The following is a 12868-nucleotide window of genomic DNA, read 5'->3' on the forward strand; positions in this document are numbered from 1 at the left end:
GAGAGGGGCTGGAAATGGATATCACCACCATGCGCATCGTTGCCACGCTGGCATCGATGGGTTGCTTCATCGGTATCTGGTGCTGGGCCTATGCCCGCCGCAACCAAGCCCGTTTTGACGAAGCAGCTCAGCTTCCCTTCCTGCAGGAAGACTGAGTCTGACCACCATAACGAGAACATCTCATGAGCGATTTCATCAACAATTTCTGGTCGGTCTATGTGGCCGCCATCACGCTGATTGGCATTCTGGGCTGCTTGCTGCTGCTGATTGTGGTGGCCCGCAAGAAGGTTGTCTCCTCCGGCGACAACACGACCGGCCATGTCTGGGACGGTGACCTGCGTGAACTCAACAACCCCATGCCCAAGTGGTGGATGGGTCTGTTCGTGATCACCGTGGTCTTTGGCCTGGCCTATCTGGCAGCCTACCCGGGTCTGGGTGCTTTCAACGGCAAACTGGACTGGAGCCAGACCGGTGCCTACGAAAAGGAAATGGCCAAGGCCAAGGCGGACCTGGAACCTCTGTACGCCAAGTTCACCAGCATGCCCACCGAAGAAATGGCCAAGGACCCTCAGGCCATGGCCGTCGGCGAGCGTCTGTTCATGAACAACTGCGCACAGTGCCATGGCTCTGACGCACGCGGCAGCAAGAGCTTCCCCAATCTGGCAGACGGTGACTGGCTGCATGGCGGCACACCCGACAAGATCAAGGAAACCATCACCAACGGTCGCATCGGCATCATGCCTCCCATGGCAGCCGCCGTGGGTACTGCAGAAGACGTGCGCAACGTGGCCAACTATGTGCTGAGCCTGTCGGGCAGCCCGCACGATGCCGTCAAGGCGTCTCTGGGCAAGTCCAAGTTCGTGGCTTGCGCAGCCTGCCACGGCATGGACGGCAAGGGCAACCAGGCCATGGGTGCACCCAACCTGACCGACGATGTGTGGCTGCATGGCTGGGGTGAGCAAGCCATCATGAACATCGTCAACAACGGCAAGCACAATGAAATGCCGGCCCAGAAGGAAAAATTGACAGAGGCGCAAATCGCCGTACTGGCTTCCTATGTGTGGAGTCTCTCCAACACACAGACCCAGAAATGATTTGAGTGAAAAAGCGGTGCTTTGCGGCACCGCTTTTTTCGCATTGGATATTTCAGTAATTACAAAAATATGAAGGAACTGCGATGACCGGCGAGCCAGGCAAACCGCGCAAGATCATCCCGATCACACCCGAGCCCAAGGACGGCAGTCCTGACTACGTGCCTTTGTTTGCTTCCGAGCAAAAGGTCTACTCTCGGTCCATCCGTGGCGTGTTCGCGCGCTGGCGATGGATCATGGTGTTTCTCACGCAGCTGTTCTTCTACGGTATGCCCTGGCTGCAGTGGGGCGAGCGCCAGATGCTGCTCTTCGATCTTGAAGCGCGTCGCTTTTACCTGTTCGGGCTGGTGCTTTACCCGCAGGATTTCATTTATCTGACCGGTCTTCTCATCATCAGCGCGTTGGCGCTTTTCCTGTTTACGGCGGTCGCAGGGCGTTTGTGGTGCGGTTTCTCCTGTCCGCAGACCGTTTATACCGAGATTTTTGTCTGGATCGAGAGCAAGGTCGAAGGCGATCGCAGTGCCCGTATGCGCATCGACAAGGGCGGCTGGACTTTCGAGAAGATCTGGAAGAAGTCGCTCAAGCAGTTCCTCTGGATCGCCTTGTCCCTGTGGACCGGTTTCACCTTCGTGGGCTATTTCGTGCCCATCCGTGAACTGGGTGTCGAGTTGCTGGCCCTGAGTGGCAACTGGCAGATTTTCTGGGTGCTGTTCTATGGTTTTGCCACCTATGGCAATGCCGGCTATATGCGCGAGCAGGTCTGCAAATACATGTGCCCTTATGCACGTTTTCAAAGCGCCATGTTCGACAAGGACACCATGATCGTCAGCTACGACGCAGAGCGCGGCGAGGGGCGCGGTCCGCGCAAGAAGGGCAGTGACTACAAGGCCGAAGGTCTGGGCGACTGCATCGACTGCAAGCTCTGCGTGCAGGTCTGTCCCGTGGGTATCGACATCCGCAACGGGCTGCAGTACGAGTGCATTGGCTGCGGCTTGTGCATAGACGCCTGCAACTCCGTGATGGACAAGATGGAGTATCCACGCGGCCTGATCCGCCTGACCACGCAGAATGCCGTGTCCAAGGCATGGAAGCATGCGCAGATGATTCGCCGCATCTTCCGTCCGCGTGTGCTGATCTATACCTCGGTGCTGGTGGCACTCAGTGCCGCCATGATTGCCAGCCTGGCGATGCGTGAACCCGTGAAGGTGGACGTCATCCGTGACCGGGCGGCGCTGTCGCGCATCGTGGCCGGAGGCAAGCTGGAGAACGTTTACCGCCTGCAGATCATGAATGCCACGGAGACCGAGCAGAACTACCGCATCAGCGCCGTGGGCCTGGATCATCTGGAGGTGGCTTCCGAGCAGGAAGTGACCGTAGGCCCAGCGGAGACACGTGGCATTGCCGTGCGTCTGCAGATTCCCTATGGCTCGGCCGATCCTGGTTCGCACACCATCCATTTCAATCTGGATGCCGTGCAGGCCCAAGGTGGGCGCGTGTCCGAGAAGGCTGTTTTCCTGGTGCCGCGCTAGACGGCAAGGTTATCGACTATCCGCAACAATAGCTTGGCTGGCGCTGCGCATCTGGCGATGCGCCGCACTGGCAAAGTTCCACATTGAAAGAGATCCGCCATGTCGGCAACAACCCCAAGCGCAGCACGTGCGGCAAGCGCAGCCAAACCACAGCATCCCGAGGACGGCAAGCCTTGGTGGAAGTTCGCCCATGTCTGGCTGGTTCTGGCGGGCCCGGCCGTTGTGGTCGTCGCAGGCCTGGTCACGGCCTATATCGCCATGAGCAAGCCTGACCCCGTGATCGACCCCGATTACTATCGTCATGGCATCGAGATCAACCAGCGCATGAGCGAATCACAAAAAAGCCTGGCCCCGGCACTGACCGGGCGCAATCATGCGGCAACGCCTGCACAAGATCACCCTACAGATCGCTGATGCCGGGTTGCAGGGCACAGCACTCCATGAAAAAAGGCCGCCCAGCGGCCTTTTTTCATGGAGCATGCTCTGAAATTCAAAGCGCCTTGCGCAAGTAGAGTCTATGTTTTGCGTAACGACACCTATGAAGTGAAGATTTAATAGGCGCTGGCTGCTATCAATTAAAGAATTCCCGTGCCTGGGTTTCTCGGTGTTTGCCCGCAAGGGGCTGGTCAGTTCGGCCCGGCAATGTGCAGAATGTCCTCACCGCTCCCCGCAGCCCAAGGAGATTCGTGATGGACACTCAGCGCTGGATGTGGATTGCATGGCCCGCATTTTTGGCCGCCGCAGTCCTGGAAATGGTGGTTTTTGCCTTTGTTGACCCGATGGATGTGCACTGGATGGGGTCGCCACTGGAATGGTCGCGCAGCGCCGTCTATACGGCAGCATTCTTCGCCTTCTGGCTGGTCATGCTGCTTTGCAGTCTGATGACGCGCAGCCTGGCGCGCTCGGCGCAGGATTTGAACAACGGCATCGTCTCCGAGCCTTTGGCCGATTGACAAGCTTTCCAAAAGAACAAGGCCCGCTGTAAGCGGGCTTTGTTCTTTTGAGGGTTAGTAGATCAGCTCTGGCATTGCTGGCTGTTGACAATGCGCTTGAGCGCTTCGGTATCCAGAATGCGCAAGTGGCGCTGCTTGACTTCCACAATGCCTTCTTCGGCGAACTTGGAGAAGGTGCGGCTCACGGTCTCCAGCTTCAGGCCCAGATAGCTGCCGATTTCCTCCCGGGTCATGCGCAGCACCAGTTCCGACTTGGAGAAGCCGCGGGCAGCCAGGCGCTGCACCAGATTCAGCACAAAAGCGGCCAGGCGCTCTTCGGCGCGCATGCTGCCCAGCAGCAGCATCACGCCATGCTCGCGCACGATTTCGCGGCTCATGACCTTGTGCACATGGTTTTGCAGGGCCGTCACCTCGCGCGAGAGCTGCTCGAGCTTGTCAAAAGGCATGACGCAGACTTCGGCATCTTCCAGCGCCACGGCGTCGCAGGTGTGATGGTCGTTGACGATGCCGTCAAGGCCGATGATTTCACCGGCCATCTGAAAGCCGGTGACCTGGTCGCGACCGTCTTCGGTGGCCACGCAGGTCTTGAAGAAGCCGGTTCGGATGGCGTACAGCGAAGTGAATTCCTCGCCGTTGCGGAACAGCAGTCCGCCACGCTTGATCTTGCGGCGCGTGGCGACGATTTCGTCGATGCGCTCCATTTGCTCATCGTCCAGGCCCATGGGCATGCACAGTTCACGCAGATTGCAGTTGGAGCAGGATGCTTTGATGGTCTGAAGATTCATGGCTTGCAGCAGCGGTGCGGACGCACAGGGAGTGAGGCCGCGCCGTTCATTGACCTCTAGGTTGGTAATGAGATGGATCAAATTGTCGCAGCACTTGCCTTGTTATCCCTTGATGTGAATCAAGGACAAGGGGTTTGCCTTGGGGCACAGTGAAGACACTGATTCCAAAAACACGCGCTCGCTGCAACAAGACGGGCATCCGGTCAGGCTGAAGAGAAGCTCGATATCGGTGTCCTCTGCAGTGTGGGTGCACCCTGACTAAGAGCCATGACCGCAGTTACGCCCGAATTGCTAAGCCGTTTTGATATTCCGGGGCCTCGCTACACGTCGTTTCCAACAGCCGACCGTTTTGTTGAGGCTTTCGGCCCTGAGGACTATACCCTGGCACTGCAGCAGCGCAAGGCACATTCGGCTGCCCGCGCGCTGCCGCTGTCCCTTTATGTCCATGTGCCGTTCTGCGAGTCGCTGTGCTACTACTGCGCCTGCAACAAGATCATCACCAAGCATCACGAGAAAGCGGCGCAGTACCTCGACTATCTGCGCCGCGAAGTCGCCATGCATACCGAGCATTGCGGCAAGGGCCAGGTTGTCAGCCAGTTGCACCTGGGCGGCGGCACGCCCACGTTTTTCAACGACGACGAGCTGCGTGCCTTGATGGCGCTGATGCGCGAGCATTTCAAGCTGGACCCCGCGGGTGAATATTCGATTGAGGTGGACCCTCGCACCGTGAGCAACGAGCGTCTGCAGGCGCTGAAGGAAATGGGTTTCAACCGCCTGAGCTTTGGCGTGCAGGATTTCGATCCCGATGTGCAAAAAGCCGTGCATCGCGAGCAACCGGCACAGCAGGTCTTTGCCCTGGTGGAAAAAGCGCGCGAGCTGGGCTTTGTGTCCATCAATGTGGACCTGATCTATGGTCTGCCCAAGCAGACGCCTCAATCGTTTGCGCGTACGCTGGAGCAGGTCAATGCCTTGCGCCCTGACCGCATAGCGCTTTATGCCTATGCCCATCTGCCCGAGCGCTTCAAGCCACAGCGTCGCATTGAGTCTGCTGACCTGCCCATGGGGCAGGACAAGCTCAATATGCTCTCCAGCGCGATCGATGCATTCATGGACGGCGGCTATGTCTATGTGGGCATGGACCACTTTGCGCTGCCCGATGACTCTCTGGCCATTGCCAAGCGCCAGGGGCGTCTGCACCGCAATTTCCAGGGCTACAGTACCCAGCCTGACTGCGATCTGATTGCGCTTGGTGTCTCTGCAATCGGGAAAGTGGGGGCTACCTACAGCCAGAACGTCAAGACGCTGGAAGAGTATTACGACGCTCTGGACAGCGGCCAGTTGCCCGTGCAGCGCGGGTTGGCCTTGTCGCGCGACGACATGGTGCGCCGTGCTGTCATCATGGCGGTGATGTGCCAGGGCGCTGTGCTGTATGAGCCCATGGAACAGGCCTGGCTGATCAACTTCCGTGAATATTTCGCCCCGGAGATGAAGGCGCTGCAAGAGATGCAGGCCAACGGCTTGCTGGTGCTGGAGGAGGAAGGCTTCCATGTCACCGCGCTGGGCTGGTTCTTCGTGCGTGGAGTAGCCATGCTGTTTGATCGTTATTTACAGGCCGACAAGAACCGCACGCGGTTTTCACGCATCATCTAGCGCATGTTGTTTTCGCTGGTTTGGACTGCTTTGATCATGGGGCTCGTGGGTGGGCCCCATTGTCTTGTCATGTGTGCTGCTCCTTGCAGCGTGGTGACGTGCGGCAGTGCCGCCAGCCAGGCTCAGCAGATTGTTGTGCATGGTCTGCGCAAGCGCCAGTGGCTACGCAGCAGCCTGTTTCACCTGGGGCGTGTCGGTGGTTATGCCCTGCTGGGGGCCGTGGCTGCCGTGGCCATGGAAAGCCTTTCCTGGCTGACCAGTCAGACCACAGCATTGCAAAATCTCTGGGCTCTGATGCATGTAGTCGTCATGGCCTGGGGCCTGGCCATGGTGGTGCAGGCCCGCCAGCCGGTCTGGTTGGAGCGTGCCGGCCGTTCTGCCTGGGCCAAGGTTCAGCCCTGGGTCAGCGCACCAGGCGGCAGCCTGGCTGCGGGTTTTGCCTGGGCTCTCATGCCCTGTGGTCTGTTGTATTCGGCCGTGCTGGTGGCTGCGCTCAGCGGCGGTGCCTGGCAAGGTGGTTTGTCCATGGCTGCATTTGCGCTGGGCAGTGGCGTGTGGCTGGTGGGAGGGCCATGGCTGTGGCGTCTGAGCCAGAGCAAGGTGAATGTTCTGCGCGCGCAATGGGGTACGCGCATTGCAGGCCTGATGCTGATCGGCGTGGCAATATGGGCGTTGTGGATGGATTTGGTCTACAAACCGAGTCTTTGGTGCCGATAAGTCGGTCAGGGCGCAAAACTTCCGGTCTCTTTTGTTTGAAGGTTACGGAACTGCGCATAATGCAACATCTTGTATGACTCGCTCAAAGTGAATCGATTCGTCGCTATTGATATCGGACAGCTGCGCATAGGCATGTATGTTCATCTGGGTGTGGGCTGGCTCAGGCACCCGTTTCCCGTCAATAGCTTCAAGATCACGACCCAGGAGCAATTGAAGACCCTGCAGTCCCTGCAACTGGGTCATATCGAGTTCGATCCAGCGCGCAGCGATCCGGAGGTCACGGAAGAACCCGCGGCCGACAAGGTGGAGCCAGAAAATTTCCCGCAAACCTGTTCACTCGAGAATTGGCGCACGGCGATGCAGTCCGTGCAAAAGCGCTTCCAGTCCGCGCTTGCCTGTTTTGATGCCGTCCAGGCCATGGTGCCGGCAGACCTGCCCGCAGCGCGCTCGGGCAGCGATGAAATGGTTGGCGACTATGTGGTGCAGCTTGCCAGCGAGAGCGACATCAGCCTGCATCTGATGTTTGAGGGCGGCCGCAGCTCGGCCAGCGTGCATGGTCTGAACACCGCTGTGATGAGCTTGTTGCTGGGCAAGGCATTGGGCATGCGGGACCAGGCTCTGCAGGATCTGGGCGTGGCGGCTCTGCTGCATGATCTGGGGAAGATCCCGCTCCATATTCCTGCTTCGGATTGTGCCTTGAATCAAATGGCAGCAGGCACCGCCCAGCCCACCTTTCCCTATGTACACCATGTAGGTGAGTCCGTGGCGCTGACGCAGGCCATGGGTTACGCGCCTGCGGTCACCACGGCCATCGCCCAACATCATGAATGGGCCGATGGCAGCGGCTTTCCGCTGGGCCTTCTGGCGGCAGACATGGATATGGGAGGGCAGATACTGGGCCTGGTCAACAATTACGAAAGATTGTGCAATCCTCCAATGGCCCTGGCGGAAACCACGCCACATGAAGCCTTGGCCAGCCTGTATGGTCAATATCGTCATCGCTATGCACCAGAGGTGCTGCGTGCCTTGGTTCAGACACTGGGTGTTTATCCGCCAGGCTCGTGGGTGGAACTCTCGGATGGTAGCCAAGGCCTAGTGGTCTGCGTGAATACGCGGCAGGCTCTCAAGCCCTCGGTACTGGTCTACAAGCCCGAGGTTGCCCAGGACAGCCAGCAGGTGATCGATCTGGCGCAGCAGCTGGAGCTGGGTGTCCGGCGAGGCCTGCACAAGACACAGGTATTGCCCAAGGCTCTGGCAACCCTACAGCCCAACCAGCATTTATGCTATTTCTTTGATAGTTCGGCTGCAACCTCTGCAGAGAAGGTCATACCGTGACAGCGCAGCCGCTTGCCATCTCGCACTGCCTGGACAAGGCCCTGTTCACCGCCATGCTCGACGGGCTGCAAGAAGCCGTGTGGCTGTTGGATGCGCAAACACTGCGGGTCTTGCATGCCAACGCGGAAAGCATGGCATTGACAGGATATGAGGCGCAGACAGCGCTTGGCCTGCATGTAGATGTGTTGTGCGACACCCTGGTGCAGAAGACTTTCTGGCAGGATGCCAGCAACTGGCGCTACGGCGCACGTTTTCTCTCGCAGATTCTGCGCTCCGATGGCTTGTCGTGCGCCGTTGAAATGTCGGTGCGCTGGCTCGATGCTTCGCCGGCGATGCTGTTGCTGTCCATGCTGGACCGAAGTCAGCAACTGGCGCATGAGGTTGAGCTGGAGACATTGCTGGCCGAAATGCGTGCCACGCTGGAGTCCACCGCCGACGGCATTCTGGTTTGCGATTTGAAGGGCGGCATACGCGCCTTCAATCACCGCTTTGCCCAGCTGTGGCAACTGCCTTCGGAGCTGCTGACGCAGCGGGACGATGCGGCCATTTTCGCGTTCCTTGAGTCGCAGACCATCAGCAGCGGCAGCGAGTTCACCTTGTTGCAGGAGGCGCCCGACCTGTCTGCGCCGGAAATCACCGAAGTCCTGCAGCTGCGTCAGGGCCGCGTGATCGAGCGCCGCTCCGTGCCTCAGCTCAGCCGTGGCGTGGCCATTGGGCGTATCTATTCCTTCAGGGACATCACCGCAGAATCACTGGCTGCCAGTGAGCAGCGTCTGGCTGCACGTGTTTTCGAATCCAGCCTCGATGGCATCTTCATTGCCGATGAGATGGGCCGGATTGTGCAGATCAACCCGGCGGGACGCCGACTGCTGCAGGAGGCCCATGTGCTGGGGCAGTCTGCCTGCGAGTTGTTCGAGCCCGACGATGGGGAGGCGATGGATTTGCTGGCCCTGGCGCAGGTGCGCTGGGAGACAGGGGGGTTCTGGGAAGGCGATCTCTGGCTGCGAGCCGATGGCGACCGGCCGCGTTGCGCGGTCTGGCTGTCCTGGGTCCCATTGCGGGATGGCTATGGCTGCGTGGTGCAGAGCATTGGCTTTATCCGCGACATGACGCAGCAGCGCAGTGCGCAGAAAAAGATCGAAGAGCTGGCCTTCCATGATGCACTGACAGGCCTGCCCAATCGCCTGAGCCTGACCCATTATGTACAAGCCTGCATCGTCCAGGCTCAGCGCACGAACGAGAGCTTCAGCATCCTGTTTCTCGATCTGGATCGATTCAAGATCATCAACGACTCGCTGGGTCATGATTTTGGCGACCGTGTCTTGCGTCTGGTGGCCGAGCGGCTTGGCGGCTTGCTACGTCCCAACGATATGTTGTGTCGCCTTGGTGGTGATGAGTTCGTGCTCTATCTGCATGGCTGCAGTGGCGAGGATGCGGCCAAGGTGGCCGAGCGCATCCTGGAGAGCATGCGCCAGCCCTTCATGCTGGACGGGCTGGGCTTTTCCGTTCAGTGCAGCATTGGTGCGGCCCAGTTCCCTGCCGATGGTATGACCCTGGACGAATTGATTCGGCAGGCCGATATCGCCATGTACCGGGTCAAGGAGCGCGGGCGGGGAAATTTCAGCTTCTATCAGCCCCAGATGAGCACCGGCTTGCTTTCGCGCATGAAGCTGGAGCACGCCATGCGCCAGGCATTGGACAAGGGGCATATGGCGGTTTACTTCCAGCCGCAGGTGCATATCCAGTCGCAGCGCATTGTGGCGGCAGAAGCCCTGCTGCGTTGGACGGACCCCGATCTGGGCGTGGTGTCGCCGGCCGTTTTCATCCCGCTGGCTGAGGAGTCCGGCTATGTGGTGGCATTGGACGCCTGGGTGCTGGAGCAGTCCCTCAAAGAGGCTGCGCATTGGCTGGCTCAGGGAACGCCCGTGAAGGTATCGGTCAATGTCTCTGCGCTCGAGTTTCGTCAGCCTGACTTTGTCGAGCGGCTGGTGCAGGTGCTGCATGCCAGTGGCTTGCCGCCGCAGTGGCTGGAGCTGGAGCTGACCGAAAGCATTTTGCTGCAGGACGTGCAGGAAATGTCCATGCGTGTGCACCAGATTGCAGAGCTGGGTGTGGGCCTTGTGATCGACGACTTTGGCACCGGCTACTCCAATCTTTCCTATCTGAAAAAGCTGCCGATCTCCAAGATCAAGATCGATCAGAGTTTTGTGCGCGGCTTGCCCCATGAGGCCGAGGACAAGGCCATTGTGGGAGCCATCATCAGCATGGGGCAGGCACTGGGGCTGGAGACGGTGGCCGAAGGCGTCGAGACGCAGCAGCAGTGCACCTCCATTGCGCAGATGCGGGGTGATTATTACCAGGGCTATCTATGCTCTCCCGCTGTGCCTGCACCACAGTTTCGTGAACGCTTGCTGCAGCAAAGCGCGCAGCCTGGTCACTGGTCGCTGCCTGCAGATGGCGTACCGATATCGCCGCTCATACAAGGCCACACCGTTGACTGACAGAGCTGCCATGCATCCATCGTCTGTTTTGACGATGTGGGTGCTGGCCTGTATTGCAACAATTTCAGCTTATGCATCTGGCGGTCAATCGCGATAGGCAGCTGATCTCGCTTTATGGTCGTGCCACGGCGCAGCTCATGGTGGGCGTGGTGATTCTGGATCAGAACGGCATGCTCATAGAGAGCAACTCCGCAGCCACCAATATTCTCAATAGTGCAGATGGCTTGCGGGTCAAGGCCGGTGCGCTGGAGACGGCCTACGCCAACCAACGACAACCGCAAACTGCAGCGTCTGATCCGCGATGCACCAGAGTATCCGCAGGACCTGCCTCGCAGCATGACGGAAGGTATGTCTGTGGGGCGTCAGTCGGGCCAGCTCAATTGGGGGGCAGAGCACCTCATCCGATGAGTGGACGGAGGGCAAACAACGTCCCTGCGTGGCCGTATTTGTGCGCGATACCACGGGGCGGCCTGACCCATCCGTCAAGCTGGCCCAGCAACTGTTTGAACTCACGCCCGCCGAGACATCATTGGCCATTCAGCTGGCCAATGGCCTGTCGTTCGACGAGGCGGCTCAGGCGCTCAGTATCCGCCTCAACACGGCGCGCGCGCATCTGCGTTCGATCTTCTCCAAGACGGGTGTGAGGCGCCAGACCGAACTGGTACGCCTGTTTCTCAATAGCGTGGCCTGGCTGGGCAGCCATTGAGAGCAGCAAGTGCCACTCATTACTCGCGCTCCGTCGCAAGCCGCTGTCTTTGACGCGAGCACTGCAGTGCGGTTCTGGCGGGTGGCGAAGGCGAAGTGTGATCGCGAATAAAAAAGCCCGCTGATGCGGGCTTGGGAAAGCGATCGAAGCTGCTGTGATGTGTCAGTCGGATGCGGTCAGCAGCTTTTCAAGGAATGTGGTGTCTGCAAATGCCACCGGCTCGTCATCCTGAACCGGGGGTTCAGGTGGGCGAGGGCAACCTATCGTTGGGTTCATCTGACGCGAGACGATCACGCTCAATAGGTGATGTACCAAGCCCGTGCTCAATGAGCATTGGTTCAAGGAAATATAAAAACCGGCAGATTTGCAGACGAGGCTATTTTAACGGGGATTGCCCAAGCTGTGACTTGCAAAACAGCTTTGTCTCAAGGTTTTCAGGCTTTGACAGTTTTCACAAAAGACGTGTGTCATTTTCCAGGGCCTGGTCCAGACGCAGCACGAGTTGTTCCGCCAGTTCCTGCTGGCGCTGCTGCTCTGCCAGCTCAGCCTCGCTGGCTTCGGCGGCTGGCTCGTGTTGCTGGGTCTGATCTTCGTCCTGCGCATGGCTTTGCTGAGGCAGCTGTGCATCGCGGTCCAGCACATCGAATGCCATGTTCAGCGCTGCCAGCACGGCCACGCGCTCGCGCGAGCGCACCTTGCCAGAGTCGCGCACACGAATCATGGCTTCATCGACGCGGCGGACGGCCTCCATCACGCGTTCTTCTTGACCATCGGGGCAGGTCAGCACATAGCTTTGCTGCATGATTTGCACATCGATCTGCTTCATGGGCATCTGTGACTGGGTCTGGAGTTGGAAGGTGACTGCGTCACTCTCCCTGGTTGGCGGGCAGGCGTTCGATCAGGGCATCCACGCGGGCGCGCGCAGCTTGCAGGCGCAGGCGCAGCAAATCACGCTCCTGGGTGAGGGCAATGACCTGGTCGGTGAGCAAGGCATTGGTGCGCTGGAGTTCCTCGTGGCGAACCAGCAGACGCTCCACGCGCTCGGCAATGAGATCAAGAGAAGGCTGGGGGGTCATAGACTCTGCCATTGTAGGTCTTGCCGTCCGTAGGTAGGGCATTAATTTGCACGCAAAACCTGACTGGATATATGTTGACCAGGCGCGGCGGCAAGGCGGCGGACGGAGGTTAGGCATATACATTGCAGATCAGCGCCTGATTTTCATAAAATCGTAGCGCGATATGCTTGCGGCGTCTGCATAAACAGTGGTTTTAAGGTAAAAAATCGTCACCTGACTCCTCTGGATGGAGGATGGCGCCAAGGTTTACTTCATTACAATGTCCGGCTGTTGGTGCTCGAGGCGGCTGTTCTGCTGCTTCAGTTCAACGGGAAGCAGGGAGGTGCGTCACATGGCTGGTGCACCGGGCCTGCGCTGCCCCCGCAACGGTCGGCGAATGGAATGCCTGTGCATTCCTCCTTTTCCCTGATAGTCACTGGCGCCTGGGCGTTGGGAAGGCTGGCAAGAGGACGATTCGCCTAGCCCGGATACCGGCCAACATTGGTGTGCCCGCCGTAGATGCGAGCATGTATTGCCCAGTGCCGG

General features: G+C 59.0%; 12 protein-coding genes, 1 pseudogene and 1 riboswitch. Of the genes and pseudogenes, 10 read left to right on the forward strand and 3 right to left on the reverse strand.

Annotation, left to right across the window (positions count from 1 at the left end):
• Nucleotides 1–14 precede the first annotated feature (14 nt).
• The 5 genes from QMY55_RS09905 (at nt 15) to QMY55_RS09925 (ending at nt 3573) form a co-directional block, all read left to right on the forward strand.
• Complete coding sequence (locus QMY55_RS09905) at nt 15–155, forward strand: cbb3-type cytochrome oxidase subunit 3 (protein ID WP_283488432.1); 141 nt, start codon at nt 15–17, stop codon at nt 153–155.
• A gap of 27 nt (nt 156–182) precedes the next feature.
• Nucleotides 183–1094 (forward strand): cytochrome-c oxidase, cbb3-type subunit III, encoded by a 912-nt coding sequence (gene ccoP, locus QMY55_RS09910; RefSeq protein WP_283488433.1) that lies wholly within the window; start codon nt 183–185, stop codon nt 1092–1094.
• Nucleotides 1095–1177: 83 nt separating this feature from the next.
• The gene (ccoG, locus tag QMY55_RS09915; RefSeq protein WP_283488434.1) at nt 1178–2620 is read left to right on the forward strand and encodes a cytochrome c oxidase accessory protein CcoG; all 1443 of its coding nucleotides are present in this window, start codon (nt 1178–1180) and stop codon (nt 2618–2620) included.
• Nucleotides 2621–2719: 99 nt separating this feature from the next.
• Complete coding sequence (locus QMY55_RS09920) at nt 2720–3034, forward strand: FixH family protein (protein ID WP_283488435.1); 315 nt, start codon at nt 2720–2722, stop codon at nt 3032–3034.
• A gap of 275 nt (nt 3035–3309) precedes the next feature.
• Nucleotides 3310–3573 (forward strand): hypothetical protein, encoded by a 264-nt coding sequence (locus QMY55_RS09925; protein ID WP_283488436.1) that lies wholly within the window; start codon nt 3310–3312, stop codon nt 3571–3573.
• Between the two features lie 62 nt (nt 3574–3635).
• Here QMY55_RS09925 and fnr read toward each other — a convergent pair whose 3' ends face one another.
• Complete coding sequence (gene fnr / locus QMY55_RS09930; protein WP_283488437.1) at nt 3636–4358, reverse strand: fumarate/nitrate reduction transcriptional regulator Fnr; 723 nt, start codon at nt 4356–4358, stop codon at nt 3636–3638.
• 267 nt (nt 4359–4625) lie between these two features.
• On the opposite strand from fnr, the gene hemN reads away from it, so the two are divergent.
• The 5 genes and pseudogenes from hemN to QMY55_RS09955 form a co-directional block, all read left to right on the forward strand.
• Nucleotides 4626–6008: an oxygen-independent coproporphyrinogen III oxidase gene (gene hemN / locus QMY55_RS09935; RefSeq protein WP_283488438.1), complete on the forward strand. Its 1383-nt coding sequence runs from the start codon at nt 4626–4628 to the stop codon at nt 6006–6008.
• A gap of 3 nt (nt 6009–6011) precedes the next feature.
• Complete coding sequence (locus QMY55_RS09940; protein WP_283488439.1) at nt 6012–6725, forward strand: sulfite exporter TauE/SafE family protein; 714 nt, start codon at nt 6012–6014, stop codon at nt 6723–6725.
• Nucleotides 6726–6812: 87 nt separating this feature from the next.
• Nucleotides 6813–8060: an HD-GYP domain-containing protein gene (locus QMY55_RS09945; protein WP_283488440.1), complete on the forward strand. Its 1248-nt coding sequence runs from the start codon at nt 6813–6815 to the stop codon at nt 8058–8060.
• A gap of 53 nt (nt 8061–8113) precedes the next feature.
• Complete coding sequence (locus QMY55_RS09950) at nt 8114–10561, forward strand: sensor domain-containing protein (protein ID WP_283488921.1); 2448 nt, start codon at nt 8114–8116, stop codon at nt 10559–10561.
• A 74-nt stretch (nt 10562–10635) separates the two neighbouring features.
• Nucleotides 10636–11267, forward strand: a pseudogene (locus tag QMY55_RS09955) (helix-turn-helix transcriptional regulator); the annotation flags it as partial.
• 451 nt (nt 11268–11718) lie between these two features.
• Here QMY55_RS09955 and QMY55_RS09960 read toward each other — a convergent pair.
• Nucleotides 11719–12093, reverse strand: a complete 375-nt coding sequence (locus QMY55_RS09960) for a cell division protein ZapA (RefSeq protein WP_283488441.1) — start codon at nt 12091–12093, stop codon at nt 11719–11721.
• Nucleotides 12094–12133: 40 nt separating this feature from the next.
• The gene (locus tag QMY55_RS09965; RefSeq protein ID WP_158385648.1) at nt 12134–12343 is read right to left on the reverse strand and encodes a DUF904 domain-containing protein; all 210 of its coding nucleotides are present in this window, start codon (nt 12341–12343) and stop codon (nt 12134–12136) included.
• Nucleotides 12344–12597: 254 nt separating this feature from the next.
• A riboswitch (cobalamin riboswitch) is annotated at nt 12598–12836 on the forward strand.
• Nucleotides 12837–12868 lie beyond the last annotated feature (32 nt).

Source organism: Comamonas resistens (genome assembly GCF_030064165.1).
Classification (GTDB): domain Bacteria; phylum Pseudomonadota; class Gammaproteobacteria; order Burkholderiales; family Burkholderiaceae_C; genus Comamonas; species Comamonas resistens.